This window comes from Nocardia sp. CWNU-33, assembly GCF_046764895.1.
Lineage (GTDB): Bacteria > Actinomycetota > Actinomycetes > Mycobacteriales > Mycobacteriaceae > Nocardia.
In genome coordinates, this window is the sequence record NZ_JBKOQN010000005.1 from 241,458 (window position 1) to 268,174 (window position 26,717).

Below are 26,717 nucleotides of genomic sequence, written 5' to 3' on the forward strand. Positions count from 1 at the left end.
CGGGCGGCGCACGCCCGAGGCCGAACGTGGGGCGAGGCGCCGATTTGCGCCGTCACTGTAACTGCCGATGACACAACGAGACTGACGACATGCGGCGCGAAACATAGTTGTCACTATGATGCGAATCCGGACAAACGGTGCGGCTCATTCAGCTGTCTCCGAGAGTGTTGGTCAGTTTCGACCACCGGTCGAGCAGCGCGCGGGACTTGCCCGTGTCGATCGCGGCTGCGGCCCGTTCGAGACCGGCGGCAAGCGCGTCGTGCACATCGGCATCGGGATCACCGACGCCCTGGGACAGGTCGTAGGCGACGATCGCCGCGGCGGAGTTCACCAGGACAGCGTCGCGGACCGCGCCGGGGGAGCCCGCGAACACATCGCGGGCAATGCCCGCGTTGACCTCGGCATCCCCACCGCGCAGCGCGTCGAGATCCACTCGGGCGATACCGAGACGGGCCGGGTCGATCGTCGTCTCCCGCAGTCGTCCACCCGAGACGATCCAGGCGGCGGTGGTGTCAGAGGTGGTGATCTCGTCCAAACCGTCGTTTCCGCGCACTACCAGCGCGCTGGCGCCGCGCTCGGCGAACACGCCCGCGATGACCGGCAGCAGATCCGTGAAGGCACAGCCGACCAATCCGGCCCGCGGTTGCGCCGGGTTGGTGAGCGGGCCGAGCACGTTGAAAACGGTGGGGATGCCTATTTCTTTCCGCGCGGGTCCCGCGAAGCGCAGTGCGGGGTGGAACAGTGGTGCGAAACAGAAACCGATGCCGACCTCCCGCACGCACCGGGCGACCGCCGCCGGTCCGAGGGCCAGCTTCACACCCAGCGCTTCCAACACATCGGCGCCGCCGCTCTTGGAAGACGCCGCCCGATTGCCGTGCTTGACCACCGGCACACCGGCCGAGGCCACCACGACCGCGGACATCGTGGAGATGTTCACCGAGCCGGACCGATCACCGCCTGTGCCGACGATGTCGACGGCATCGCCGTCCACCTGGACCAGGCGTGCGTGCGCGAGCATCCCGGAGGCCATGCCCGACAGTTCGGCGGGTGTCGGTCCCTTGATCTTCATGGCCACACCGAAGGCGGCGATCTGCGCCTGCGTCGCATTGTCGGTGAAGATCTCGTTGATCACCCACGCCGTGTCGTCTGCGGCCAGGTCGCCACCGTCGGCGAGGGTCCCGAGTACCTGGGGCCAGCTGCGTACCGTCATGCCTCCGCCTCGCCGAGGCTCGACTGCGGCATGACCGTGCGATGCACGGCCGCGCCGATCGTTCGCTCGCTGCGCGCCCTCATGTCCACTTCTCCCGTCACACTGGTTCGCACACCAGTTTGTTGCGATGCAGCTTAGTGGGCCAGACCTTATTACTGCTGCTCGGTTGTGTGACCTGGTTGCAGCGCGTCCCATCCGTCGGCCGTGCCGTCGTGCCGCTGCGCGAGCCCCGCCATGCGCGAGCGTTCCTGCGAGCAATGCAGCGCATCGAGCAGTTGCACCCGTTGCAGGATCACCGGTGCCAGGTCATCCGAACCTGCGGCCTCGGACTGCCCAGCAGGCGCGTACGCGTCCTGGGCTGCGATGGCGCACACTCGCTCGACCTGCTCGGCGGGGACACGTAGGTGGTGGCGCAACACCGCAGGCGCGTCGGGCTGCCACGCCGTGGCCCGCTCCAGCACGGCCGAACAGGCCTCGGCGTCGTCGAAACTCCTCGCGACAACCACCAGATCGGCAGCATCCGGGTCCAGGGCCGCAGACCCGACCTGGCCGCGCAGTCGTCGCCACCACCGTGGGGTCACATCCGCCTCCTCGTCTCAGCTTCTACTTACCGTCGCCTGCCAGACTGGCAGCACCCAACACGCCCGGCCACCTCGGTGCGATCCCGACCAGCGCCGTCCGCGGCCGCCCGCACGTCCCAGCGGCCGCAGCGGATGCGGCGAAGCTCGAGTTTCGGCTGTTCGGACGCCGGGCCGCGGGCGCTGCCGACACGCCGCGTCGAGGCACGTCGAATCGAACACGAGAGCCTGTCTGTCCGTGCGTTTTCCGACACGGACGGACAAGTTTCGTACCCGGGTACTTGTGTCGTACTACGACGAGTCATACTTACCCCCGTGACGACCGCAGTAGGGACCCCAGGATCGGCCATTACTCAGCGTGTGCATTCGCTGAACCGGCCAAACATGGTGAGCGTCGGTACCATCATCTGGCTGTCTAGCGAGCTGATGTTCTTCGCCGGGCTCTTCGCGATGTATTTCGTCGCGCGCGCCCAGGCCCACGGTGTCTGGCCGCCGGAGCCGACCGAGCTGAATCTGAAGCTCGCAGTGCCGGTCACGACCGTGCTGGTCGCTTCCTCGTTCACCTGCCAGATGGGTGTGTTCGCGGCGGAAAAGGGCGACGTGTTCGGCCTGCGCCGCTGGTATGTGATCACCCTGATCATGGGCGCCCTCTTCGTGCTCGGCCAGGGCTACGAGTACACGAACCTCGTCAAGGAGGGCACCTCGATCTCGAGCAGTGCCTACGGCTCGGTGTTCTACATCACCACCGGCTTCCACGGCCTGCACGTCATCGGCGGTCTGATCGCGTTCGTGTTCCTGCTGATCCGCACCAAGGTCAGTAAGTTCACCCCGGCGCAGGCCACCGCCGCGATCGTCGTTTCGTACTACTGGCACTTCGTCGACATCGTCTGGATCGGGCTGTTCGCCACGATCTACTTCGTCCGCTGAGCCGGGCACGCAACCCGCAATCTTGTACAAGTCGGTTCCGTCTACTCCAAAGGGACACAGATGAGTTCATCTCCCCCGTCAGCGCCAGAGCCCGTGGGCCCCGATAGCGGCCAGGCCAGCAAGACGCGTAAGCAGCGCCGCGCCCGCCGCCGTATCGCGGGTGGGCTCGCACTGCTGGTGGGTCTGGTCGGAGCTGGCTTCCTCGCCTCGGTTTTCACGCCGGATCCGCAGGTGGCGACCGCGCACGAGGACCAGTCCGCGCTGATCCGCGACGGCAAGCAGCTGTATGAAACCTCGTGCATCACCTGCCACGGTGCGAACCTGCAGGGTGTGGTCGACCGCGGCCCGAGCCTCATCGGCGTCGGCGAAGCCGCTGTCTACTTCCAGGTGTCCTCCGGCCGGATGCCGATGGCGCGCAATGAGGCCCAGGCGCAGCGCAAGCCACCGAAGTTCGACGAGCACCAGACCGATGCGTTGATGGCGTACGTGGCGGCCAATGGCGGCGGACCGAGCGTGGTGCGCGAAGCGAACGGTGAGATCGCCCAGGAATCGCTGCGCGGCCCGGACATCGCCCGCGGTAGCGAGCTGTTCCGGATGAACTGCGCGTCCTGCCACAACTTCACCGGCAGGGGCGGCGCATTGTCCTCCGGTAAGTTCGCGCCGCCGCTGGAGCCTGCCAGCGAGCAGCAGATCTACGACGCGATGCTTACCGGCCCGCAGAACATGCCGAAGTTCTCCGACCGGCAGCTGAGCCCGGAAGAGAAGCGCGACATCGTCGCCTACGTCAAGAACGCCACCGAAGAGCGCGACCCGGGCGGGTACGGTCTCGGCGGCTTCGGTCCCGCGACCGAGGCTCTGGCCATCTGGGTGGTCGGCATCGTGCTCGTCGTCGGCGCCGCGATGTGGATCGGATCAAGGTCATGACGGATAAGGAGCCAAACGACATGGGTCGGCCGGATGAGGGCGACGACAGCATCGAGCTGTTGAAAGATGAGGCGACCCCCGCTGTGACCAAGCAAGCCGGGGCAACGTCCGATCACAGCACTGTGAACCTGGACCCCACCGAGGAAGAGCTCGACACGATGTCGCGCGACGAGCTGGTCAAGCTCGGCACCGCGCGTGACGGCGTCGACGTCGCCTACCGGCGCGAGCGGTTCCCGATTCCGGGTACCCGCGCCGAGAAGCGGGCTGAGCGGCAGGTGTCGTTCTGGTTCGCGGTGTCCGGCCTGGCCGCCGCGGTGCTCGTCGGTGTGTTCCTGTTCTGGCCTTGGGAGTACAAGGGCAAGGACGAGGAAGGCAACGCCGCCTTTTCGCTGTTCACGCCGCTGGTCGGCCTGAGCTTCGGTATCTCGGTGCTGGTCATCGGTGTCGCGGTGGTGCTGATCCGCAAGAAGTTCATCCCCGCCGAGCTGTCCATCCAGGACCGTCACGACGGCAGGTCGCCCGAGGTCGAGCGCCGCACCCTGGTCGCTGAGCTCAGCGACGCACTGGATACCTCGACGCTGGGTCGCCGCAAGATGATCACCCGCACGGCGGGTGCAGGCGTCGGTGTGCTCGGTATCGGCGCGCTGCTCGTCTTCGTCGGCGGCATGATCAAGAACCCGTGGGCCAAGGGCGACAAGTCGCCGCTGTGGGTCTCGGGCTGGACTCCGGATTTCCCCGGCGAGACCATCTACATCCGCCGCGACACCGGTCGCCCGGAGGACATCGTGCTCGTGCGTCCGGAGGACATGGACGCGGGCGCCATGGAGACGGTCTTCCCGTGGAAGGAAAAGTGGCGCGGCGACGAGCACGCGACGCTGCAGTCGCTGCGCGGAATCCGTAACGCCGTCATGATGATCCGGCTGCGCACCGAAGACGCGCAGAAGGCCATCAAGCGCAAGGGCCAGGAGAGCTTCAACTTCGGCGACTACTTCGCCTATTCGAAGATCTGCACCCACCTCGGCTGCCCCACCTCGCTGTTCGAGTCGCAGACCAACAAGATCCTGTGCCCCTGCCATCAGTCGCAGTTCTTGGCGACCGAATGGGGTAAGCCGGTCTTCGGTCCCGCCGCTCGCGCACTGCCGCAGCTGCCGATCACCGTCAATTCCGAGGGCTACTTGGTCGCCAATGGCGACTTCATCGAGCCGCTCGGCCCGGCTTACTGGGAGCGTCGTTCATGACCTCAGCACTCGGTCGTAAGGCCGCAGCCCAAGCGAACGCCGCAGACGAGCGGTATCAGGCCGCAGCGTTCATGAAGCGGTCGATCAACAAGGTCTTTCCGACGCACTGGTCGTTCCTGCTCGGTGAGATCGCCCTCTACAGCTTCATCATCCTGCTGCTGTCGGGCGTCTACCTGACCCTGTTCTTCGACCCATCGATGACCGAGGTCGTCTACAACGGCGCCTACCAGCCGCTACGCGGCGTGACCATGTCGCGGGCCTACGAGACCGCGTTGAACATCTCCTTCGAGGTGCGCGGCGGCCTGTTCGTCCGCCAGGTCCACCACTGGGCCGCGCTGCTGTTCGCGGCGTCGATCATCGTGCATCTTTTCCGCATCTTCTTCACCGGCGCGTTCCGCAAGCCGCGCGAGGCGAACTGGGTTATCGGATGCCTGCTGCTGATCCTGGCGATGTTCGAGGGCTTCTTCGGTTATTCGCTGCCCGACGACCTGCTGTCGGGCACCGGCCTGCGGGCCGCGTTCGGCGGTATCACGATGAGCATCCCGATCATCGGCACCTGGATGCACTGGCTGATCTTCGGTGGCGACTTCCCGGGCGACATCATCATCCCGCGTCTGTACATCGCGCACGTGCTGCTGTTCCCCGGCATCATCCTCGCGCTGATCGCTGCGCACGTCGCCCTGGTCTGGTACCAGAAGCACACCCAGTTCCCCGGCCCCGGCCGCACCGAGAACAACGTGGTCGGCGCGCGCATCGTGCCGGTGTTCGCCGCGGACCAGGGTGCGTTCTTCGCCTTCACCCTCGGCATCGTCGGAATCATGGGCGGTCTGCTGCAGATCAACCCGATCTGGAACCTGGGGCCCTACAACCCGTCGCAGGTCTCCGCGGGTTCGCAGCCGGACTTCTACATGATGTGGACCGACGGCCTCGCCCGTCTCATGCCGCCGTGGGAGCTCTACCTGGGTCGCTACACGATCCCGGCTGTGTTCTGGGTCGCGCTGATCATGGGTCTGGTGTTCACGGTGCTGATCGTCTACCCGTGGATCGAGAAGCGCCTCACCGGCGACACCGTCGGCCACAACCTGCTGCAGCGGCCGCGGGACGTGCCCGTCCGCACCGCCATCGGTGCGATGTCGATCGCGTTCTATGTCGTGCTGACGCTGTCGTGCGTCAACGATATCCTGGCGCTGAAGTTCGACATCTCGCTGAATGCGACCACCTGGATGGGCCGCATCGGCCTGCTGGTCGCGCCGCCGGTCGCGTACTTCGTCGCCTACCGGTTCTGCCTCGGCCTGCAGCGCAGCGACCGGGCGGTGCTGGAGCACGGCATCGAGACCGGCGTGATCAAGCGGCTGCCGCATGGTGAGTACATCGAGGTGCACCAGCCGCTCGGCCCGGTCGACGACCACGGCCACCCGATCCCGCTGGAGTACCAGGGCGCCCACGTGCCCAAGAAGATGAACAAGCTGGGTTCGGCGGGCAAGCCGGGCACCGGCAGCTTCCTGCGGCCCGACCCGTGGCAGGAAAGTGAGCAGGCCTTCGAGATCGAGCACGCGGAGGAGCACAAGCAGCTCGCCGTGCTGCAAAAGGCACAGCAGAAGGACAACGGTCACGGCGGCAACAACAGCCACTGATCGCTGGCGTTAGCGAAGGCCCCGAGTCGAATCCGACTCGGGGCCTTCGTGTTTCGTATGACGGGATTACGAGCGAGCGGCGGCGCGGCGGGCGACTTCGATCGCCTCGAACTTCGCGAGATTATGGCGGGCGTCGGCCAGCGCGTCGTGGGCGTCCGCCGGCACGGGGGGCAGTTCGGGGCGGCCGTGCGCGTCCCAGTGCTGGCGTAGTTCATTGGTGTAACGGGGCAGTGTGCTCGGCAGGTCGACCATCGAGCCCCACAGTTGGCACAGCGCCACGTGATCGTAGGCGCCGACCCAGGCCCACAGTTCGGGCTGCACCGTGGAGCGGGGAACCAGGAACTTGTAGAGGTCGTCGCGGATCTGCTCGCGGCTGCGCCAGCGCGGCGAGGACGGTGCGGGCAACTGCGGCAGCACATATTTGCGCACCCAGGGGCCGGCCCGGTCAGGATCGAACTCGGTGGAGACCGCGTAATATTCGCGGCCGTCCTCGCAGACGACGCCGATGGAAACGAGGTCGATCGTGGAGCCGTCCTCGATGAATTCGCAATCGTAAAAATATCGCAGAGAGATCGGTCTTCTCCTCGGTAGTCGAAGCGGTTGTAGAGGTGCCGGACCCCGCAACCCTATGCCGGTAGCCCGCCGATCGCTCCAGGGGTTCTCGGGTGGAGATTCTCGACACCTTCGGTATGTCAGCTTCCCCCCACCTCCGGGTATCTGTCCGACCATGCGGTCCGTATTCTGAACTGGTGAACTGGACCGTCGACGTACCCATCGATCGCCTGCCGGAACTGCCGCCGCTGCCCGCAGAGCTGCGGCGACGGCTGGACGACGCGCTCGCCAGGCCTGCGCTGCAGCAGCCGTCGTGGGATCCCGAGCAGGCCGCCAACATGCGGACGGTACTGGAGAGTGTGCCGCCGATCTGCGTGCCCGCCGAGGTGGAGGAGCTGCGTGTGCAGCTCGCCGAGGTCGCGCGTGGTGAGGCGTTCCTCATGCAGGGCGGTGACTGCGCGGAGACCTTCGCCGACAACACCGAGCCGCACATCCGCGGCAACATCCGCACCCTGCTGCAGATGGCGGTCGTGCTCACCTACGGTGCGAGTCTGCCGGTGGTCAAGGTCGCGCGCATCGCGGGCCAGTACGCGAAACCGCGCTCCTCCGATACGGATTCGCTCGGCCTCAAGTCCTACCGCGGCGACATGGTGAACTCGCTGGCCCCCGACGCGGCCGTGCGCGCGCACGACCCGTCGCGACTGGTCCGCGCCTACGCCAACGCGAGCGCGGCGATGAACCTGGTGCGCGCGCTGACCGGCGCGGGCATGGCAGACCTGCACAAGGTGCACGATTGGAACCGCGACTTCGTGGCCCAGTCGCCCGCGGGCGCGCGCTACGAGGCGCTGGCCGAGGAGATCGACCGCGGTCTCGCGTTCATGACCGCATGCCGGGTGAAGGACCCGAGCCTGCAGTCCGCCCGCATCTACGCCAGCCACGAGGCCCTCGTGCTCGATTACGAGCGCGCTATGCTGCGCCTCGGCGAGAATCCGGCGGGCGAACCGGTGCTCTACGACCTGTCGGCGCATTTCCTGTGGATCGGCGAGCGCACCCGTCAGCTCGACGGCGCGCACATTGCCCTCGCGGAACTGATCGCCAATCCGATCGGCCTGAAGATCGGTCCGACCACCACCCCTGACCAGGCCGTGGAGTACGTCGAGCGGCTCGACCCGAATAACGAGCCCGGCCGGCTCACTATCGTCTCGCGCATGGGCAACGGCAAGGTTCGCGATGTGCTGCCGCCGATCATCGAGAAGGTGCAGGCCACCGGCCACCAGGTCATCTGGCAGTGCGATCCCATGCACGGCAACACCCATGAGGCGTCCACCGGCTACAAGACCCGCCACTTCGACCGGATCATCGACGAGGTGCAGGGCTTCTTCGAGGTGCATCACGCGCTGGGCACCCACCCGGGCGGCCTGCACATCGAACTCACCGGTGAGGACGTCACCGAATGCCTCGGGGGCGCCCAGGACATCTCCGATCTGGATCTGTCCGGACGCTACGAAACCGCGTGCGATCCGCGCCTGAACACCCAGCAGTCGCTGGAGTTGGCGTTCCTGGTCGCGGAAATGCTGCGCTGATCTTCTCGGCACGACCGAACGTCACATCGGGCGCACGCCCGATGTGACGTTCGGTGTGTTCAGGGGAGTGCGACCAGCGTGACCGTGGTGCCCGGCTCGACCTTCGATAGCCCGCCGGGGTTCTGTGAGATCACCAGCGACGAGTCCGAGGGCGTAAGCTGGCGCACCGTCACCTGCAGGCCCAGGCCTTGGAGCTTGGCGCGCGCGTCGGCGACGTTTTGCCCGACCACCGTCGGTATCTTCACGGCATTCGAGACGAGCAGTGCGACACTGTCGCCGGACTGGACCGTGGTGCCCGCGGCCGGGTCCGTGCCGATCACCTTGTCGCCCTCGACGTTCTTGTCGTACTGCATGCGGGTCTCCCGCACCGTGATCCCGGCATCGGTAAGCATCTTGGTGGCGTCCGCGGTGGCGCGGCCGCGCACGTCGGGCACTTTGACCGGCTGCGACCCGTTGCTGCGATACACCTTCACCTGGGCGTTCATCGGAAGCACGGTGCCGGGCGCCGGATCGATCTTCGCCAACGAGCCCTTCGGTGCGGAACTTCCGGTTTCGCCGGAGTCCACCGGTTGCAGCCCGGCGTCGCGGATGAGCTGATTGACCTTCGAGACGACATCGCCGGGCTTCACATCCGGCGCTCGGGGTTTCCCGCTGGACACCAGCACCGCCACCGTCGTGCTCTTGGTGATCTTGGACCCGGCGGGCGGATCGCTGCCGACCACGCCGCCGACCGGGATGGTGTCCGAGGCCTTCTGTCGTATCTCGGTGGAGAAGCCCGCGCTCTGCAGCGTGGCGATTGCGCGTTCTTGATCGAGCCCGGCGATCGGCGGGACCGCGGAGAAACGCCCGACGCCGAGCCACCAGCCGCCGACACCGACGATCAGCGTCAGGATGGCGACCACGGCCACCCACAACAGCGTCGTGCGGCGCGAGCGGGAGCGTTCGGAGTCGAATTCCTGATACGGCGAGGGCTGCGGCAGGTGCGAGGGCTGCGGCTCGTAGTCGTCCGGCGGGCCGTAATCGGCGTACCTGGGCCGTGGCGCGGTGACGACCTTGGTGTGCTGCGGCGGATGCGGTTCCTGGCGGCCGGCAGCGGCTTGGCCTGCCTGCTGATCCGGCGCGGCGATGCGGTAGGTGGCGCTGAGATGCTCGGCCGATTCCTGCGGGGCGGGCACTCGATACGAGGGCAGGCTCAGCGCGACCGCAATCTGATGCAGAGCGGCGACCATTTCGTTCGCGTCGGCGAAGCGGTGCCCGGGTTCACGGGCGGTCGCGCGCGCGATCAGGTCGTCGAACTCCGGGGGCACCCCCGCGATGAACTGGCTCGGGCTCGGCACGTCGTTCTCGATCCGCTGATACGCCACCGACAGCGAGGTGTCACCGGTGAACGGGACCCGGCCGGTCAGCAATTCGAAGATCAGCACGCCGAAGGAGTAGACGTCGCTGCGGGAATCGGCGGTGCCGCTGGTGACCTGTTCTGGCGACAAGTAGGCCGCCGTGCCGAGGATCACGCTCGCCGAAGTGGTGTTGGCCGCGGCCACCGCGCGGACCAGACCGAAATCGGCGATTTTCACCTCGCCGGCATCCGAGATCAGCACATTCTCCGGCTTGATATCGCGATGCACCAGACCCGCCGCATGCGCGACGCCGATTGCGGCGAGCACCGGCTCGGCGACCGCCCGCGCCGCATGCGGCGGCATCGGGCCGCGTTCGCGCAGCAGCTCGCGCAGCGTGCCGCCCTCCACCAATTCCATGATGAGGAACGGATATTCGCCGTCGACGCCTTGGTCGTACACCGCGACGAGCGATGGATGCTTGAGCTTGGCGACCGCGCGCGCCTCGAATTCGAACCGCGAAAGGAACTGGGGATCGGCGGCGAACTTCGGGTCCATCACCTTGATGGCGACCGGGCGGTCCAGGCGAGTGTCCACACCCCGGAAGACCATCGACATCCCGCCGCGAGCAATCGGCGCGTCGATGCGGTAGCGCCCTTCCAGTATTTGCCCGATCAAGTGATGTCCTCCGGCTTTCACAAAGTTCTCACCCCTCGCTGTTAGCGCGACAAGCGACATGCCGCCCGGTGCGGCCTCCACGATGGTATCGGCGAATGCGCCCCGGGTGTCTCACGACGTGCGGCGGCGGACCGTCTACCGTTAGCCGGGTGAGTGCATTTCCCTGCAGCGATGATGTCCTTCCCGAGTCCGTGGCCGTGCTGCCGCTGCCCGAGGTGGCCGGCAAGCTCGGGCTCGTGGTGACCCGGGTGCATCAGATGCTGCGCGACCATCAACTTCTCGCGGTGCGCCGCGGCGGCGTCGCGGGCGTTCCCGAACGGTTCTTCGACGATACGGGTGCGGTGGTCAAACCGCTGCCCGGCCTGATCACCGTGATGAAGGATGCCAAGTACACCGACGAAGAGATCCTGGAGTGGATCTTCACCGAGGACGAGACCCTGCCGGGTAGACCGATCGATGCCCTGCACGGCCCACTGGCCCGAGAAGTCATCCGCCGCGCCGCTGCCGATCCTTTCTGACCCGACCCGTCCCCGACCCGCGTCGCAGGCCGATGCGGGTCAGGGACGTGGGTTCGGCCGGTGCGGGCCGCGAAGCGCGGCGGCGCCGAATTCCAGCGCGGCGACGCGCAGGCGATGTCGGCGTGGCACTACCGCGCGTCTGCGGAAGATGGCGTAGTCGCCATTTTCGATCTGGTCGAGAATTCCCGCATACAGCGTGCTCGCGGTGCGAATGGCCGGTCGGACGCGCGGTTCCAGCAGGTCGATGCCTCGGTCGGCGACACGATAGATGTCGCGGTTGATCGCGATCAGGTGGGCGAGCGCCGTGCGCACCCGCTGATCGGTGCGCCCGGTGCGGTGACAGTGGACGAGCAGGTCGTAATCGACCCCGAACGCCGCGAGTTCGTCGGCGGGCAGGTACACACGCCTGCGATCGAGATCCTCGGCGACGTCGCGCAGGAAATTGGTCAGCTGGAACGCCTCGCCCAGTGCGGCGGCCGCGGGTTCGGCCTCGGACACCGGCACGACGGTGCCGAGTATCGGCAGTAACTGCAGTCCGATCGCCGCCGCCGACCCACGCATGTATTCGCGCAACTCGGCCATCGTCGCGTAGCGGTCGCGGTACTGCGGCGTGCCGACGATGTCCATCCGCATCGCGTCCATGAACGTCCAGAAGTGCTGGTGGGCAATGTCGTAACGTTCGATGGTGTCGGCGAGGGCGAGGAGGACCCGGTCCCGCTGTTCGCCGATCTGCTCCGACAGCGGGTTGCCTTCCAGGCGAAGGCGCAGCTGCTTCTCGATCCGATCGAGCAGTCCGGCGCAGTCCTCGCCGCGATAGGCGATCGCCGCAGGGTCGAGAGTTCCTTCGATGGCGTCCGTGTGGTCGACGATGTCATCGACTGTCCTCGCGAACGCGTAGAGCGCGTGCACTGCGGGTCTTCGCTCGGCCGACAACAGGCGGGTCGCCAGGAAGTAGGTGCGGCCGTGCGCCGCGGCGATCTGCCGGCATTCGCGGTATGCGCCGGGGAGTTCTATCACGGAACCCGTTACGGCCACGGCGGAACCGGTCACGGCCGGGACGGTGCCGGCGAATCCGCCGACGTGGTGGCCCGCAAGCGCAACGGGTCCACCTTCCGCAGCGACAGTGCCGCCACTACGGCGACGAAGGTCGCGGCGGCCACGTGCCGGAAGTCGTACAGCCCGATCGAACCGTCGGGCTGGAACACCAGCATGAGCCAGGTGCAGAGCCCGACCAGCACCATCAGGGTGGTGGTCGACAGCGCGAAGCCCGCGGCGAGCGCAAGCGGCCAGGAGTAGTACCAGGGCAGCGCGGCGGGGGAGAGGATGACGATTCCGACGAAGGCAATGAGGATGCCGAGCACGGCCTCGCGTTCGCTGTGGCGGAACCGCCACCACGTCCACACCAACACCGCGACCAATGCCGCCGCACAGATTGTCCTGGTCACGCCGAGCACCGATTCCGTCCGCCACGGGGTGACCCAGGTGGTGACGTGCGCCATGATCGTCGGAAGCGACAGCCAGTTGATGATCTTCTTCGAACCCGACAGCGCGGTCAGCCAGCCGATGCCGACACCGGCCGCCACCGAGGCCACCGCAAAGACCACCGCGAACACGCTGAGCCCGAGTCCGGCGATCTTGGCAAACATCTGTGCGGGGTGGGGCATTTCCGCGCTGGACTTGGCCGCATCCGGCTCGCCTTCCAGCGGCGCAGTGGCGCCGGGGGAATTCGCGGCTCGCTCCAGCGCCCGGCGTTCCTTCTCGTGCAACATCCAGATCCACACCAGGAACGGCAGCGCGATCCCAGCGGTCGCCTTGATGGCAACGCCGACCGCCACGACCACGATGCCTGCCACATGGTGGCGCTCCAGCACCAGCGCGATGCCTGCGCACATGAGGCCGACCATCAGCATCTCGTTGTGCACGCCGCCGATGAGGTGGATCAGCACCAGCGGATTGAGCACGGCCAGCCACAGCGCCACCGTCGGCTTACCGCCGAGATGTTTGGTCAGATACGGCACCGCCCACATCATCAGCGCGAGGCCGGGCAGCATGACCAGCCGCAGCGCGATCGTTCCTGCCACCACATTGTCGCCGGTGATGGCGGTGATCGCGCGGCCGAGTAGCAGGAAGACCGGCCCGTAGGGCGCGGTCGTGGTGGTCCACACCGGGCTCACGTTGTCCAGCAGCACACCGGGATTGGCGACCGGGCCCACCTGGTAGGGGTCGAACCCGTCACGCAGCAGCGCACCCTGGGCCAGGTAGGAGTAGGCGTCGCGGCTGAACATCGGTGCGGCGAACAGCAGTGGGAAGATCCAGATGCCGACGATCGCGCGTAGCTCGTTGAGCGTGACGCCGGCCCCCGGCCGGTCTCCGAAGCCGATGGTGGTGCGGCCGAGCCGAACCCACGCGGTGATCATCAGCAGCACGCCGACCCAGATGACGATGGTGGACAACACGTAGCCGTGGCCGAATCGCAGCCAGGACAGGTGCATCGCCTCGAGTAGCGGATCGCGTTTGCGGACGCTGCCCGCGCCGAATCCACCGAAGGTGATCATCACCGCGCCGAAGAAACCGAGCAGCGCCGAATGCCCTTCGGGGCTGCGAAGGAAATCGGCCGAGGTCCGCACCCACCATCGGAGTCCGTGCGCGGACGCAACGATGGGCGCGGCGGTCCTGGACGCGCCGCGTCGGCTCAGCCGGACATCCGGTGTGCTCGAGGTGCGGTCCGCGAGGCTCGTGTTGGTGTTGATGATCGAGTCCTCGGTGTCGGCTGCGGCGCTGGCTTCGGGGGGTGGCATACGGTGTCGGTTCCCCCGGAGTGGTCGGCGGTCGCAACCGCGAGCGAATTAGGTCGGCGTTGAGTTTAGTGGTTCGCTGGGAACACTATCCCGGTGGTGCGTGGGGTTTCATCCCGAGCGGGGCTCGGAGCGCCGGTTATGCGGTTTGCTGCCAGTTTTCCAGATAGCAGAGCAGTGGGCACTCCCACACCTGGGGTGGTGCCGCAACCAGCGATAACTACATTGTCGCTGGTGCGTGGAAAATTGCGTGGACGAAAGGGGCCGGTCTGCCGGAACAGGTGTGCCGCGGAGAACGGGGTACCGGCCAGCATGCCTTGTGCGCGCCAGGTGCTCGGGGTGTCGAGATGATCGACGGTGAAGTGTTCGGCGATGCCGCGGTAGCCGCGTGATTCCAGGATGTTCAGCAGCTCGCACAGATAGAACGGGCCTAGCCGGTCCCAATCCAGCGGCGCCGATTCGAGATTCGGGCACGGCGCGAGCAGCGAGAACGGCTCGTGGCGGCCGTCGGTCCTGTCGATGTAGAGGGTGGGGTCGGTGAGCGCGGGCCGCGTCAGCAGCAGCGACGGATCGCTCATCACCCTGCCCTTCCCGCGTCCCGCCGCGATCTCGGTGAACGTCCGATCCCACGCCGCGCCGAAATCGATGGTGTGGTGCGCCTGCACCGGCCAGGTGGCGGCGACCTGCGTGGGGACGGTGCCGTGCGCGACGACGGCCGACGGCGCGGCGCGCAGCGGTCGGCGGCGGCGCACCCCGAATCGTTCGATGGCGCCGAGATCGGCGGTGAGCACCAGGGCGTCGCAGTCGAAGATCCGGCCGTCGGCGGTGCGGACCCGCCGTGCACGCCTGCCTGTGTAGTCGATCGCGGTGACCTCGGTGCTCAGTGCCAGGGAGCCGCCCGCGGCGGTGAAGGCGTCCGCCATGGCGGCGGCGATGGCGCGCATCCCGCCCTCGGGGAAGTAGACGCCCAATGACGTGTCCATATGGGGGATCGCGCCGTACACGGCAAGCGCTTCGGCGGGCGGCATGCCCGCATAGAGCGCCTGGAAGGTGAACAGGCGGGCCAGCCGCTGATCACGCAGGAACCGGCCGACACGCGGCCCGAGCCTGCCGAACCCGCCGAGCCGCACCAGCGCGGCGAGCGCACGCCGCTTCTCGGGCTTGCGGACCATGTCCAGCGGCGAGTCGAAGTTCGTGTCCATGAACTCGCCGAACTCGGCCTCATAGATCTTCGCCAGCCAGGCGCGCAGTCGCCGATAGCCGCGCGCCTCCTCCGGCCCGCAGACCCGGGTCACTTCCTCGGCCATCGCCTCTGGGTCGGCGAACACTCGGATGGTGGCGCCGTCGGCGAATCGGGCGTGATAGCTCGGCGCGAGCCGGTGGACGCGCAGTGGCGGCGTGCAGGATTCCGGGGTCCGCCCCACGGCGGCAAGGGCGTCGGTGATCAGCTCCGGCAGCGTCAGCACAGTCGCGCCCGAGTCGATCTCGTAATCCGGTCCGCGGTACAGCCCGACGCGACCGCCCGGGTGGTCGGCGCGCTCCAGTAGCGTCACGGTCCGGCCTGCGCCGGTCAGATACAACGCCGCGGCGAGCCCGGAAAGACCTGCGCCCACGACGACGACCCGATCGGTCGGTCCTGCAACGACTTTCACGCCGCACGCCTCGTCGCTGCCAGTGCCATCGCGCGCAGCTGCTGCTTGGCCGCCTGGGTGGCGGAGCTGGATTCGATGGCGGCCAGGCCCTGTTCGGTGAGGTCGGTGATGCGGCGTTCCACCTCGTCGACCGCGCCGAGCCCGGTGAGTACGGCACGCAGGTGTTCCACCTCGTCGGCGGTGAGATCGGTGCCGATGCTCGCGCGCAGCAGGGCGGCGGCGTCCGGGTCGGTGCGGTCGGCGCGCTGTAGCGCCTCGGCGATCAGCACCGTGCGTTTGCCCTCGCGCAGGTCGTCGCCGGAGGGCTTGCCGGTGACGGCGGGGTCGCCGAAGACGCCGAGCAGGTCGTCGCGCAGCTGGAAGGCGATGCCGATGTCGGTGCCGAAGGTGCGGTAGTCCTCGACCAGCCGCGGCTCGGCGTCGGCGATGGCCGCGCCGAGGTGCAGCGGACGTTCGACGGTGTAGGCGGCCGTCTTGTATCGGTTGATTCGGAGTGCGGCGGCCACCGATTCGTCGCCGCCTGCCTCGCCGTTGATATCGAGCAGTTGCCCGCCGAGCACCTCGGTGCGCATCAGCGCCCAGACCGGCGCGAACCTGGCGATGGCGGCGGGCTCCAGCCCGGAGGCGTGCACCATATCGTCGGCCCAGGCCAGCGCCAGGTCACCGATCAGAATGGCGACGCTGGTGCCGAAGTGCTCGGAATCACCTGCCCAGCCGCGGTCGCGGTGGCGCTGCTCGAAGTCGACGTGCACGGTGGGGAAGCGGCGGCGGGTGCGCGAGGAATCGATGATGTCGTCGTGGATCAGCGCGCACGCCTGCACCAATTCCAGTGCGGCACAGGCTTTCAGCACGGCCGCCGCGTCGGGTCCGGTGGGGTCGCCGCCCGCGCCGAGCCAACCTGTCCATGCGAATGCCGGTCTGGTCCGTTTGCCGCCGCGCAGAACGAACAGCACGAGTGTCTCGGCGGCCTGCACGAATACCGGCCCCAGTGGTTCGACCGCGGCTCGGCGGGTGCGGAAGAAGTCGGTGAGCGCCGCTTCGACGGCCTGGACGAAGGCGGGGGTACCGGCCTTCAACGCTGCGTAGTCGGTTGATGCGATGTCGCTGGACGCCGTCGACGTGCCTGCATCGGTCGACGGCGTGCCCCGAGGCGTCTGGATACCGGGTCCGGCGGACAGGGGAGCCTCCAAGGTCGTGCGGGTCGTGGACGGCGTCGGGTGCGTGCTGTCCCGGACGCAGCAAGTTTTCGGTGCCGGGCTGTCGCGCGTGTTGCTCGGCGGTGGCGACCATGCCGCCTGGTCGCAGAATACGCGGCCGCAGGGAACAGCAGCCCTGGCGACCCGGCGAGGCTGCGACTGCCCACCACTACACTGGACCGGTGACTTTCGACAACGTACGGGGACCCTCGACCCCTGGCCGACCGTCCCCGACGCCACCGAACGTCTCTGGAACACCCTCGGTTGTGCAGAGCCTGCGGACCCATTCGAGCACTGCGGTGCCGTTCTCCGTGGAATTCAACCCGCCGCGCGACGCCACGGCCGAGGCCAGGCTGTGGCGTGCGGTGCGACAGTTCGAGCGGATGCATCCGGCCTTCGTCTCGATGACCTACGGCGCGGGCGGGTCCACCCGCGACCGCACCGTGCGAGTGACCGGCGCCCTGGCGCAGGAGACCACGTTGCTGCCGGTGGCGCACTTGACCGCCGTCGAGCACAGCCTCGCCGAACTGCGCTCGCTGGTCGGCGCGTACGCCGATTCCGGTATCCGCAACATCCTGGTGCTGCGTGGTGACCCGCCGGGCGATCCGCTCGGCGAATGGACCAAGCATCCCGAGGGTGTCGCCTATGCCGAGGAACTGGTGCGCATCGTGCGTGACCTCGGCGACTTCCACGTGGGCGTCGCGTCGTTCCCCCAGGGCCATCACCGTTCGCCTGATCTGGATACCGATACCCGGTACCTGGCCGCGAAACTGCGTGCGGGCGCGGAGTATTCGATCACCCAGATGTTCTTCGACGTCGAGCACTACCTGCGCCTGCGCGATCGGATGGCCGCGTGCGACCCGATCGAGGCTGCCAAGCCGATCATCCCCGAGCTGATGCCGATCACCTCCCTGCGCACCGTCGCGCGCGCCGAGGAACTGTGCGGCCGCCCGCTGCCCAGTGCGGTTAAAGAGCGGCTGCACCGGGCCGCGGGCGACAACCCGGAAGCCAACCAGGCCGCGGTCCGTGAGGTCGGCATCGAGATCGCCACCGAAATGGGCCGGCGCCTCATCAACGAAGGCGCCCCCTGCCTGCACTTCATCACCCTCAACTTCGCGAAGGCGACCAGCGAGGTCCTCACCAACCTCGGCTACGGGGTGACGGCCGCGCCGATCAGCGCCTGATCGGTCGAGCCTGGATCAGTCGGTCGGGTCCACCAGTGGCCGCGCCGCATCCGGGTGTCTGCTGCGGTGACGCAATACCGGCGCAACAGCTCCCTGTGATAGCCGATCGACGGTCACCGGGAGATTCGAGCCCGAAGTAGGACAGACAGGCGATCCGGCGGCCTCCTCGGTGGAGCCCGCCGGATCGGGTGCTGCGGTTCAGGCAGCGCGGGCTGCGCGCAGCCCCCATGCCTCAGCGAGCAGGCGATGGGATTCGAGGCGGTCCTCGTGGTCGTAGGCGATGCTGGTGACGAGGAGTTCGTCGGCGCCGGTGACGCGTTGCAGTGCGGCGAGCCGTTCGGTGACGGTGGCGGGTGCGCCGACGAACTGGGTGGCCAGGCGGTCGTCGACCAGGCGCTGCTGCTCCGGCGTCAGCGCAGTGGCCTGGTCCGGATCGAGATAGCGGGCGGCGCCCGCTCCGCTACGGATGCTGTGCACCCAGTGACCGTAGGTGGAGGCCCTGTGTCGTGCGGTGGCATCGTCCGGCGCGACGACCACATCCGCCGAAATCACCACATAGGGCTCGGCCAGCTGGGCCGACGGCCGGAAGGCCCCCCGATAGGCATCGACCGCGTCCAGCGCGGTACCCGGTGCGACGTGGTAAGCCGCGGCGAACGGCAGACCGAGTTGCCCGGCGAGTTCGGCACTTTCGCCTGCCGAGCTGCCGAACAGCCACAACTGCACCTGCGCGCCCTCGCCGGGAACCGCGTGCAACGCAACACCATCGGCGCTGGTGTAGGTGCCGTCGAGCAGTGCACGGACCTCGTCGACCTGATCGGCGAAGTCCAGCGGCTGTGCGCCCTCCTGCTGCAGCGCGGCGATCGAAGCGATGAACTTCGACCGGTCGGCGATCCGGCCGGGATCGAACGGCGGCGGGACCACCACACCGTCCCTGATCTCGGTGCGCCCGGTCACCGTGTCGAGCACCGGATGACTCTTCTTCGGATGCTCTGGTTGTGCACCGAACTGGGCGCGGCGGTGCCCGGACCGGCCCAGGCCGAGATCGAGGCGACCCGGGTGCAGGGCATCGATGGTGCCGAACGCCTCGACGATCGACGCGGATGTGTGGTGCCCCACCTGCACCGCGCCCGAGCCGACCCGGATGCGCGAGGTGGCCGCGGCGACCAGACCGATCAGCGTGATCGACGAGGAACTGGCCACCGAAACGAAATGGTGCTCGGCCAGCCAATACCGGTGATAGCCCCAGTCTTCGGCGTGTTGCGCGAGATCGATGGTGTTGCGGATGGCCTGCTGCGCGGTCGACCCGGCGCTGATCGGCGCGAGGTCGAGGATGGACAGTGGGACACTCATGCCGACCTGCCGAGCCGCGGATTCTGCTCTCCCGCTTCGATGGCCACGCGCAGCCGGTTCTCCGCGGGCGCCAGCGGGCACGTCGCGAAATCGGTGAAGGCGCAGGGCAGATTCGCCGCTCGGTTGAAGTCGAGCCGGACGGTGCCGTCGGAGTCGGGTGCGTCCACGGCCAGCGAGCGGGCCGCGGGGTAGGTGGTGACACCGCTGGTGGCGTCGGTGAACAGCACCCGCAGGTTCGCGGGCTCACCGAAGGCGATGACCCGTTCGGTCACCTCGCCGATGCGGAATTCGATAGTGCCCGCGGCAGTGTGGTGATGTTCGAGACCGTCGACAACGGCGCCGGTGGTCACTGTCTGCGGTGCGTCGAACGGAACGAATCGGCCCTCGACCACCCAGTGTGGATCGGGTGCGTAGGCCGGGATGCCGTCGAACCTCAGCAGTGTCGGCGCGGCCGGATCGTGTACTCGTACCGCGTACTGTCCGGTGCGGCGAATCACTTCCAGCACTCGATCCTCGTGCAGCACAGTGAGTCCGGGTGCACCTTCGGCGGGGGTGAGGATCTGCACGCCCGCGATGCCGGTGCCGTCGAACTCCAGCCGATCGGCGGGCTGTGCGGTGATGAACACTTTGTCGTCGGTCACCCACCAGGTTCCTGGCACCCCGGGCAGGCGCTCGGGTCGGTCGGTGAGCCAATGCAATCCGGTCAGACTCAGGAAGCCGAGCGGGTCGCGCAGCTGATCCTCTCTGGCGTGCTGCCAGGAAGCCCACTCGGTCTCGAAAAGTGTTGTGGTGCTGGTGGTCATGACGCTCGGGCTCCTTCGTGTGCGGTGCTGCGGTGGTTCTGGTGCGGGTGGGGCAGGCCGAGATGGTCGCGCAGAGTGGCGCCGGTGTACTCGGTGCGGAAACTGCCGCGTTCCTGCAGCTCCGGTACCACGCGCTCGACGAATTCATCGAGCCCCGCGGGGGTGAGATGCGGGACGAGGATGAAGCCGTCCGCGGCGTCGGCCTGTACATAGGTGTCGATCTGTTCGGCGACCGCGGCCGGCGTGCCGACGAACTGCTGGCGCGCGGTGACCTCGATGATCAGCTCGCGGATGCTGAGCTGCTCCGCCTCGGCCTTCGCGCGCCATCCCTCGGCCACGGCGCGTGGGTCCTTCGCGTGGCGTACCCGGCCGCGGGTGATGGTGGCGTCGCCGGATGGTTCGACATCGGGCAGCGGCCCGTCCGGGTCGTAGCCGGAAAGGTCACGGCCCCACACCTGTTCGAGGAAGGCGATGGCGGTCTGCGGGCCGACCTGCTGGAGTCGGATGTGCCTGGCCCGTTCCTGCGCGTCCTCGGCGGTGTCGCCGAGCACGAAGGTCGCGGCGGGCAGAATCTTCAGCTCGTCGGGGGTGCGGCCGTATTTCGCCAAGCGGCCCTTTACATCCGCATAGAACTGCTGCCCGGCTGCCAGCGAGCCGTGCCCGGTGAAGATGGCGTCGGCGCTGGCCGCACCGAACTCCCGGCCCTCGTCGGAATCGCCTGCCTGCAGCAACACGGGGTGTCCCTGCGGACTCGGTGGCAGCACGAACCGGCCCGAGATATCGAATTGTGTATTGCGATAGCTGATTTCGGGAACATCGCGGGCGAAAACGCCCGCCTCGCGATCTACCACCAGCGAATCGCCCGGCCAGCTGTCCCACAGCGCGCGGCTGACTTCGATAACCTCGGCGGCCCGCCGGTAGCGCTGACTGTGCTCGAGATAGCCGCCGCGCCGGAAATTTTCGCCGGTGAAGGCATCCGACGAGGTGACGACATTCCATGCCGCCCGACCACCCGAGAGATGATCCAACGACGCGAACTGCTTGGCCAACTCGAAGGGCTCGTTGTAGGTGCTGTTGATTGTGCCCGCCAGCCCGAGCTTGTCGGTGACCGCGGCCAGTGCATTCAGCACGGTGAACGTATCCGGTCTGCCCACGACATCGAGATCGTGGATCCGTCCGAGATGTTCGCGCAGCCGCAGCCCCTCGGCAAGAAAGAAGAAGTCGAACAACCCGCGCTCGGCGGTCTGGGCCAGATGCACGAACGACTCGAAATCGATCTGACTCTTCGATGCCGGATCACTCCACACGGTGGTGTTGTTCACCCCCGGAAAGTGCGCGGCAAGATGAACCGCCTTGCGAGGTTTCCCACTCATCACAGCGTCCCTTCCGAAGTAGCGGTGGAGGTTTGCGCGTAGCGGCTGGCCGGCCGCGCCAACCCGAGGCGTGACCGCAGCATTCCTGGGCTGCTGCTGTCCGCACCTGTTGTCGGGATTCGCACGCCTGCTGGGTGCCCTGAATGGGTGGGGACCCCGAGCAGGGGTGCTATGGCGAGGATGCGGAGGGCGGCAGGTGCGGCGAGGGGGCGCAGGATGATGCCGTCGGTGGCGCAAGCGCGGAGGGTGGTGATGAGCTCGCGCAGTGTGTCCGGAGTGCCGAGGTGGCGCAGCGTGTTCGGTGCGTTGGTGTCCGCCGTGGCGATCGGGTCGGCCCAGCGGTCCAGCTGAGCCACCTCGTCGTGCGCCGCAGCCACCGTGTCGGCCAGGTGGATGTCGATATCCAGCAGTACTCGGACCTTCTCCGGATCGCGTCCCGCGGCCGCAAGCGCGGCACGCAGCGCCGCGCGTCGTGCGGCCGCCGCGTCGAGATCGGCGGCGGCGACGCGGATCAGGTCGGCGTGGCGGACCGCTACCGCCGTGCTCGCTGCGTCGGCGGCGCGGATCGCGATGATCGGCAGACCCTGCGGAGCACGCGGGGTGATCGACGGGCCCTTGACCGAAAAGTTCTCGCCGACAAAGTCGATGTAGTGCAGCTTGTCCCTGTCGATGAAGCGGCCGGTCGACTCGTCGCGGATCTCCGCGTCGTCCTCCCAGCTGTCCCACAGCCGCGTGACCACGTCGATCGCCTCGTCCGCCTCATGCCACAGCGCCGCGGCCGCCTGGGCGTCCTTGCGGCCGAATACCTGTGCCTGCTCGGCGCCTTCGGAGACGGTGACCTCCCAGCCTGCGCGGCCGAGCGAGGCGAAATCGAGGCTCGCGATCGCCTTGGACAGATGGAACGGTTCGGTGTGTGTTACCGCAGCCTGTGCGATCAGTCCGATGCCGTGGGTGCGCGCGGCGACCCTGGCGGCGATCGCGACCGCATCGAGCACGCCCCTGGCGACCCCGGCCCCGCCCTGCTGCACGCCGAACGAGTCGGGCACGAAAACCGCGTCCACCCCGGCGCTTTCGGCGGCCGCGACCGTATCCACCCAGTAGCCGCCGGTGAACAGATCCTCGGCTCGTGAATCGTCGCGCCGCCACGACGCCGGATGCACACCGGTTCCGGTGAGCTCCACACCGAGGAAGAAATCCGAATCAGGCATCAGCACGATCCTTTCCAGTCGATTCGAGGGGCGGGTAGTCCGCTGCGGTGGCGATCTGTGCGCCGTGGCGGCCGGGTCCGGCGAGGATGTGCATCAGAACTGCCCTTTCGTGACGGCGGCGTGGGCGGGGATGGCCGACAACAGTTCCCGGGTGTACTCGTGCTGGGGGTTGTCGAAAATGTCGGCGGTGTGGCCGGTTTCGACGATGCGTCCGTTGCGCATCACCGCGACCCGGTCGCTGATCCGGCGCACCACTGCCAGGTCGTGCGAGATGAACAGGTAGCTCAATCGCAGTTCGGCCTGGAGGCGCTCGAGCAGTTCCAGGATCTGGGCCTGCACCGAAGCATCGAGCGCGGAGACCGGTTCGTCGAGTACGAGCAGGTCGGGGTGCAGCGCGAGCGCTCGCGCGATGGCGACCCGCTGCCGCTGCCCGCCGGACAGTTCGGCGGGTCGCCGCCGGCTGAACTGCTCCGGCAGCGCAACCTGTTCGAGTAGTTCCCGCACCCGCGTCTGCCGGGCCTTGCGGTCGCCGACTCCATACGCGCGCAACGGTTCCTCGATGATCGACCCGACGCGCCAGCGTGGGTCGAGGGAGGCGTAGGGGTTCTGGTACACCACCTGGAAGCGCCGGCGCAGCGCCCGCAGCTCGGGTCCCTGGACCTTTGTCAGCTCGCGTCCGTCGAAGGTGACCGCACCGCTGTCGGGTTCGCAGAGCCGTAGCGCGATGCGTGCGGTGGTGGACTTGCCGGAGCCGGATTCGCCGACGAGCGACAGCGTTTCGCCCCGTCCGAGGTCGAAGCCGACGCCGGCGACCGCGGTCACCGATCCGCCGGAGTGCGCACGGAAGCGCTTGTGCGCCTCGCGGACCGAGAGCAGCGGCTTTTCTTCGGGGTGGCGGCGCGGCCGGAACCCGCCGAACGGAGCCAGGCTCGGCGATGCCGCGAGCAGGCGCCTCGTGTAGGGGTGTCGCGGTTCGGCGAGCACGGCTGCGGTGGGACCGGTTTCGACGATCTCGCCGCCGTTCAGCACCACCAGGCGATCGGCCCGCTCGGCGGCCACCGCGAGATCGTGGGTGATCAGCAGGACGGCCGTGCCACGAGCAGCGATCTGCGCGGCAAGCCCATCGAGCACCCGGCGCGCCACCGTCGCATCCAGCGCACTGGTCGGCTCGTCGGCGATCACCAGCTCCGGCCCGCAGATCAGCGCCGCCGCGATCAGCACCCGCTGTCGCTGTCCGCCGGACAACTCGTGCGGATACTGCGTGGCCCGCAGTTCCGGCCGATCGAGCCCGGCCTCGGTGAGCAACTCCACGGCCCGCCGCTCGGCATCGCGCCGGTCGGCCAGACCGTGCACGATCAACGCCTCGGCGACCTGATCGCCCACCCGCTGTACCGGATTCAACGACAGCCCGGGATCCTGCGGGACGAATCCGATCCGAGCCCCGCGCAGTCGCCGCACCGCCCGTTCGGACCCGGTGTCCACGATCTCCCCGTCGAAAGTGACCGTCCCGCCGTTGATCTCGGCATTCGGCCCGAGTAACCCGATCACTGCCTGCGCCAGCGTCGACTTACCGGAACCGGATTCACCGACCAAGGCGACAACCTCACCACGTGCCACGGTGAGCGAGGCACCGGCCAACGCGGTGACGGGACCGGAGTCGGAACGGTAGCGAACATGGAGACCGTCGATGCGAAGGAGTGCGGCATCAGGTGCCGATGATTCGACCCCGATCGGGCCGGGGGCGACCGGGTCGGCGCTGGTACCTACCGGCGCTTCGGCGACCGTCACCAGCGGCCGGCCGCCAGCCGGCCCGTCACCTTCGCTCGTTTGTACCGCGTGGTGATCGGCCGGATGGACGCTGCGGAAATCGTTGTCGCTCATGCGTGCTCACTCCCGCTGACGGTGCGGCCGAGGCGCTGGGCGGCCAGGACGACCGCGATGATCACCAGGCCGGGCAGTGTGGTCATCCACCAGGCGGTGGCGAGGTAGTTGCGGCCCTCGGAGATCAGTGAGCCCCATTCGGGAGTAGGCGGTTTCGCGCCGTAGCCGAGGAAGCTCAACGCCGAGACCGAGAGCACCGCCATGCCGAACTCGACGGCGGCAAGAGCGAGCACCGGCTGGTAGGCGTTGGGCAGCACGTGCCGGGCGAGCACGCTGTACCAGCGGACGCCGGAGGCGTGCGCCGCCTCCACGAACGGTGCTTGACGTACCCGCAGCACTTCCGAGCGCATCACCCTGGCGAAGTTGGCGACCAGCGAAACACCCACGGCAATAGCCACATTGCGGGTGCCGAACCCGAGCGCGGTGACCAGCGCCAGCGAAAGCAGCAGCGCGGGAATCGACAGCAGCACGTCGACGAATCGCATGATGAGGGTGTCGACAACGCCGCCGATCGACCCGGACAGCAAGCCGAGCACCGACCCGGCGACCAGCGCGATCGCCACCGCCGAAAGCGTTGCGGTCAGCGAAAGTCCCGCACCGTGCACCATCCGTGTGTAGAGATCGCGGCCGAGATTGTCGGTGCCGAACCAGTGCTGAGCGCTCGGCCCACGGAACTTCTCGGCGGGCACGCCGGTCAGCGGATCGCCACTGGCGAACACCGACGGCGATAACGCCCACCCCAGCGCGATCAGCACGACCAGGACGGCGATGATCTGCGCCGCATTGCCACGCAAGGTCTTCCCTCGCAATACTGGCCGCCGCAACCACGGCGCTGCCACGCTGCGCCGCTCGTCGAGTACGTCAACCATGGACGTTCACCTCCGCAATGTTGTCGATGCGCAGCCACGGCGCGAAGGCGAAGCCGAGGGAAGGCCATTCCGGCAGCAGAGCCAGCACAGTGTTGTCACGCACGACGGGTGCATCGCGCCACTGCGCTGATCTGCGGTCGGCCGGAAAGGTGTGTGGAGCCGGCGTCGATGGGGTAGTGCGGCGCCACGAGAGCCCCAGTCGTTTCGGCAGCGATGCCGCGGGTAGATCAGGCACGGGCACCCACCTCCTCGCCGGTGGTGATGTCGGCGGTGGTCCGGTTCGGCGCACGACGGGTGCGCCCCGCGATGCGCGGATCCAGCAGCGGATAGAGCAGGTCCACCGCGAGATTGACCGTGACGAAGACAGCCGAGGTCAGCAGCACGATGCCTTGCACGACCGGAATGTCCTGAGCGAGCACGGACGTCTGGGTGAGACGTCCGACGCCGGTGCGGGCGAACACGGTCTCCACCACCACCGATCCGGCCAGCATGTTGCCGACCAGCACACCCGCGATGGTGAAGGTGGGCAGCGCCGCCGAGCGCAGCACGTGCTTGCGCTGCACCCACCAGCGCGAACCGCCCTTGGCCACGGCCACATCGACGAACGGCTGCCGCCACGTCGATTCCAGTCCGGTCGCGAGCACCTGGGCGATCACCGCGCCGATCGGGATGGCGAGGGTAATGGCGGGCAGAATGGTTCCTGCGAAGCCGTGGCCACCGAATGCCGGCACAAGCCGGAACTGGAACGAGAACAGTTGCAGCAGAAGCAGTCCGGTCCAGAAGGTCGGCACCGAAACGCCGAGCGAGGGCAGCGACCGCAGCGCGTTGCGCAGCCAGCGGCGCCGCGAGTACGTCGCGGCGAAGGCCACCGACACACCGCCGACGGTCGCGAAAAGCAATGCCAGCGATGCCAATCCGAGCGTCGAGGGCAGCGCGTCGCCGATCGCGTCGGTGACCGGTTGGCCGGTCGAGATGGAATGGCCGAGGTCGCCGCGCACCGCGTGCGTCAGCGCCGTCCAGTACTGCTCCCGCAATGGGCGATCCAGCCCATATCTGGCCTGCAGTTCCGCGACCGCGGCCTTGTCCACCGCCGTGCCCGAACCGCCCGCGTCGGCGGCGATGGACACCGGGTCGGCGGGCAGGAGGTAGAGCACCACGAACGAGATGCTGAAGGCCGCCCACAGCACTCCCACCGCCTGCAGTGCTCGCAGCGTCACGTAGCGCGCCATC

Annotated in this window: 23 protein-coding genes; 7 read left to right on the top strand and 16 right to left on the bottom strand. The window is 67.9% G+C overall.

Going from position 1 to position 26,717, the window contains the following annotated elements:
- Positions 1-148: 148 nt before the first annotated feature.
- Positions 149-1,210, bottom strand: a complete 1,062-nt coding sequence (gene trpD, locus ACLMAL_RS08910) for an anthranilate phosphoribosyltransferase (protein ID WP_411998631.1) — start codon at positions 1,208-1,210, stop codon at positions 149-151.
- Positions 1,211-1,362: 152 nt separating this feature from the next.
- Positions 1,363-1,791, bottom strand: a complete 429-nt coding sequence (locus ACLMAL_RS08915; protein ID WP_411998632.1) for a hypothetical protein — start codon at positions 1,789-1,791, stop codon at positions 1,363-1,365.
- A 312-nt stretch (positions 1,792-2,103) separates the two neighbouring features.
- Between ACLMAL_RS08915 and ACLMAL_RS08920 the strand changes: the two genes are divergently transcribed.
- From ACLMAL_RS08920 to ACLMAL_RS08935, 4 genes are read left to right on the top strand one after another with little or no spacing between them, the layout of a single operon-like run.
- A complete protein-coding gene (locus ACLMAL_RS08920; protein ID WP_328411340.1) occupies positions 2,104-2,715 on the top strand; it encodes a heme-copper oxidase subunit III in 612 nt (203 codons plus the stop codon).
- Positions 2,716-2,775: 60 nt separating this feature from the next.
- On the top strand, positions 2,776-3,639 hold the full coding sequence (locus ACLMAL_RS08925) for a cytochrome c (RefSeq protein ID WP_328411342.1): 864 nt from the start codon (positions 2,776-2,778) through the stop codon (positions 3,637-3,639).
- A 20-nt stretch (positions 3,640-3,659) separates the two neighbouring features.
- On the top strand, positions 3,660-4,877 hold the full coding sequence (locus tag ACLMAL_RS08930) for a ubiquinol-cytochrome c reductase iron-sulfur subunit (RefSeq protein ID WP_411998633.1): 1,218 nt from the start codon (positions 3,660-3,662) through the stop codon (positions 4,875-4,877).
- Positions 4,874-6,511: a cytochrome b gene (locus tag ACLMAL_RS08935; RefSeq protein WP_411998634.1), complete on the top strand. Its 1,638-nt coding sequence runs from the start codon at positions 4,874-4,876 to the stop codon at positions 6,509-6,511. The genes ACLMAL_RS08930 and ACLMAL_RS08935 overlap by 4 nt, the downstream gene beginning before the upstream one ends.
- A 66-nt stretch (positions 6,512-6,577) precedes the next feature.
- On the opposite strand, the gene ACLMAL_RS08940 is transcribed toward ACLMAL_RS08935, so the two are convergent.
- Positions 6,578-7,078, bottom strand: a complete 501-nt coding sequence (locus ACLMAL_RS08940; RefSeq protein ID WP_328412872.1) for a polyadenylate-specific 3'-exoribonuclease AS — start codon at positions 7,076-7,078, stop codon at positions 6,578-6,580.
- 182 nt (positions 7,079-7,260) lie between these two features.
- On the opposite strand from ACLMAL_RS08940, the gene ACLMAL_RS08945 reads away from it, so the two are divergent.
- A complete protein-coding gene (locus ACLMAL_RS08945) occupies positions 7,261-8,646 on the top strand; it encodes a class II 3-deoxy-7-phosphoheptulonate synthase (protein ID WP_328411346.1) in 1,386 nt (461 codons plus the stop codon).
- A 59-nt stretch (positions 8,647-8,705) separates the two neighbouring features.
- Here the strand turns inward: ACLMAL_RS08945 and pknB are convergent, their stop codons facing one another.
- Positions 8,706-10,658 (bottom strand): Stk1 family PASTA domain-containing Ser/Thr kinase, encoded by a 1,953-nt coding sequence (gene pknB / locus ACLMAL_RS08950; protein WP_411998635.1) that lies wholly within the window; start codon positions 10,656-10,658, stop codon positions 8,706-8,708.
- A 149-nt stretch (positions 10,659-10,807) separates the two neighbouring features.
- On the opposite strand from pknB, the gene ACLMAL_RS08955 reads away from it, so the two are divergent.
- The gene (locus ACLMAL_RS08955) at positions 10,808-11,176 is read left to right on the top strand and encodes an Rv2175c family DNA-binding protein (protein ID WP_411998636.1); all 369 of its coding nucleotides are present in this window, start codon (positions 10,808-10,810) and stop codon (positions 11,174-11,176) included.
- A 39-nt stretch (positions 11,177-11,215) separates the two neighbouring features.
- On the opposite strand, the gene ACLMAL_RS08960 is transcribed toward ACLMAL_RS08955, so the two are convergent.
- From ACLMAL_RS08960 to ACLMAL_RS08975, 4 genes are all read right to left on the bottom strand, one after another.
- Positions 11,216-12,226, bottom strand: coding sequence for a phytoene/squalene synthase family protein (locus ACLMAL_RS08960; RefSeq protein ID WP_411998637.1), 1,011 nt, complete (start codon positions 12,224-12,226; stop codon positions 11,216-11,218).
- Entirely contained in the window at positions 12,223-13,974 is a 1,752-nt protein-coding gene (locus ACLMAL_RS08965; protein ID WP_411998638.1) for an alpha-(1->6)-mannopyranosyltransferase A, read from the bottom strand. The genes ACLMAL_RS08960 and ACLMAL_RS08965 overlap by 4 nt, the downstream gene beginning before the upstream one ends.
- A 65-nt stretch (positions 13,975-14,039) precedes the next feature.
- Positions 14,040-15,623 (bottom strand): phytoene desaturase family protein, encoded by a 1,584-nt coding sequence (gene crtI / locus ACLMAL_RS08970; protein ID WP_411998639.1) that lies wholly within the window; start codon positions 15,621-15,623, stop codon positions 14,040-14,042.
- Positions 15,620-16,699: a polyprenyl synthetase family protein gene (locus tag ACLMAL_RS08975; RefSeq protein ID WP_411998640.1), complete on the bottom strand. Its 1,080-nt coding sequence runs from the start codon at positions 16,697-16,699 to the stop codon at positions 15,620-15,622. Before ACLMAL_RS08975 ends, crtI begins: the two co-directional genes overlap by 4 nt.
- A 302-nt stretch (positions 16,700-17,001) precedes the next feature.
- Between ACLMAL_RS08975 and ACLMAL_RS08980 the strand changes: the two genes are divergently transcribed.
- Positions 17,002-18,003 (top strand): methylenetetrahydrofolate reductase, encoded by a 1,002-nt coding sequence (locus ACLMAL_RS08980; RefSeq protein WP_411998641.1) that lies wholly within the window; start codon positions 17,002-17,004, stop codon positions 18,001-18,003.
- Positions 18,004-18,201: 198 nt separating this feature from the next.
- Here ACLMAL_RS08980 and ACLMAL_RS08985 read toward each other — a convergent pair whose 3' ends face one another.
- From ACLMAL_RS08985 to ACLMAL_RS09020, 8 genes are all read right to left on the bottom strand, one after another.
- Positions 18,202-19,353, bottom strand: coding sequence for an LLM class flavin-dependent oxidoreductase (locus ACLMAL_RS08985; RefSeq protein WP_411998642.1), 1,152 nt, complete (start codon positions 19,351-19,353; stop codon positions 18,202-18,204).
- Complete coding sequence (locus tag ACLMAL_RS08990; protein WP_411998643.1) at positions 19,350-20,156, bottom strand: DUF1684 domain-containing protein; 807 nt, start codon at positions 20,154-20,156, stop codon at positions 19,350-19,352. Before ACLMAL_RS08990 ends, ACLMAL_RS08985 begins: the two co-directional genes overlap by 4 nt.
- Complete coding sequence (locus ACLMAL_RS08995; RefSeq protein ID WP_411998644.1) at positions 20,153-21,529, bottom strand: NtaA/DmoA family FMN-dependent monooxygenase; 1,377 nt, start codon at positions 21,527-21,529, stop codon at positions 20,153-20,155. The genes ACLMAL_RS08990 and ACLMAL_RS08995 overlap by 4 nt, the downstream gene beginning before the upstream one ends.
- Positions 21,529-22,737 carry an LLM class flavin-dependent oxidoreductase gene (locus ACLMAL_RS09000; protein WP_411998645.1) on the bottom strand — a complete coding sequence of 403 codons (1,209 nt, stop codon included), beginning with the start codon at positions 22,735-22,737 and terminating at the stop codon, positions 21,529-21,531. Before ACLMAL_RS09000 ends, ACLMAL_RS08995 begins: the two co-directional genes overlap by 1 nt.
- Positions 22,738-22,830: 93 nt before the next feature.
- Positions 22,831-24,618: a dipeptide ABC transporter ATP-binding protein gene (locus ACLMAL_RS09005; protein ID WP_411998646.1), complete on the bottom strand. Its 1,788-nt coding sequence runs from the start codon at positions 24,616-24,618 to the stop codon at positions 22,831-22,833.
- The gene (locus ACLMAL_RS09010) at positions 24,615-25,487 is read right to left on the bottom strand and encodes an ABC transporter permease (protein WP_328411369.1); all 873 of its coding nucleotides are present in this window, start codon (positions 25,485-25,487) and stop codon (positions 24,615-24,617) included. The genes ACLMAL_RS09005 and ACLMAL_RS09010 overlap by 4 nt, the downstream gene beginning before the upstream one ends.
- On the bottom strand, positions 25,480-25,722 hold the full coding sequence (locus ACLMAL_RS09015; RefSeq protein ID WP_411998647.1) for a hypothetical protein: 243 nt from the start codon (positions 25,720-25,722) through the stop codon (positions 25,480-25,482). Before ACLMAL_RS09015 ends, ACLMAL_RS09010 begins: the two co-directional genes overlap by 8 nt.
- Positions 25,715-26,716 (bottom strand): ABC transporter permease, encoded by a 1,002-nt coding sequence (locus tag ACLMAL_RS09020; RefSeq protein WP_411998648.1) that lies wholly within the window; start codon positions 26,714-26,716, stop codon positions 25,715-25,717. The genes ACLMAL_RS09015 and ACLMAL_RS09020 overlap by 8 nt, the downstream gene beginning before the upstream one ends.
- Position 26,717: the final 1 nt, after the last annotated feature.

What these genes read in the sequence shown, in the direction of transcription:
- ACLMAL_RS08965 (WP_411998638.1), bottom strand. Translation starts at nt 13,974, where the DNA reads ATGCCACCCCCCGAAGCCAGCGCCGCAGCCGACACCGAGGACTCGATC.
- ACLMAL_RS08935 (WP_411998634.1), top strand. Translation starts at nt 4,874, where the DNA reads ATGACCTCAGCACTCGGTCGTAAGGCCGCAGCCCAAGCGAACGCCGCA.
- ACLMAL_RS08995 (WP_411998644.1), bottom strand. Translation starts at nt 21,529, where the DNA reads ATGAGTGGGAAACCTCGCAAGGCGGTTCATCTTGCCGCGCACTTTCCG.
- ACLMAL_RS08930 (WP_411998633.1), top strand. Translation starts at nt 3,660, where the DNA reads ATGGGTCGGCCGGATGAGGGCGACGACAGCATCGAGCTGTTGAAAGAT.
- ACLMAL_RS09020 (WP_411998648.1), bottom strand. Translation starts at nt 26,716, where the DNA reads ATGGCGCGCTACGTGACGCTGCGAGCACTGCAGGCGGTGGGAGTGCTG.
- ACLMAL_RS09005 (WP_411998646.1), bottom strand. Translation starts at nt 24,618, where the DNA reads ATGAGCGACAACGATTTCCGCAGCGTCCATCCGGCCGATCACCACGCG.
- ACLMAL_RS08990 (WP_411998643.1), bottom strand. Translation starts at nt 20,156, where the DNA reads ATGACCACCAGCACCACAACACTTTTCGAGACCGAGTGGGCTTCCTGG.
- ACLMAL_RS08985 (WP_411998642.1), bottom strand. Translation starts at nt 19,353, where the DNA reads ATGAGTGTCCCACTGTCCATCCTCGACCTCGCGCCGATCAGCGCCGGG.
- trpD (WP_411998631.1), bottom strand. Translation starts at nt 1,210, where the DNA reads ATGACGGTACGCAGCTGGCCCCAGGTACTCGGGACCCTCGCCGACGGT.
- ACLMAL_RS09000 (WP_411998645.1), bottom strand. Translation starts at nt 22,737, where the DNA reads ATGCCTGATTCGGATTTCTTCCTCGGTGTGGAGCTCACCGGAACCGGT.
- ACLMAL_RS08925 (WP_328411342.1), top strand. Translation starts at nt 2,776, where the DNA reads ATGAGTTCATCTCCCCCGTCAGCGCCAGAGCCCGTGGGCCCCGATAGC.
- ACLMAL_RS09010 (WP_328411369.1), bottom strand. Translation starts at nt 25,487, where the DNA reads ATGGTTGACGTACTCGACGAGCGGCGCAGCGTGGCAGCGCCGTGGTTG.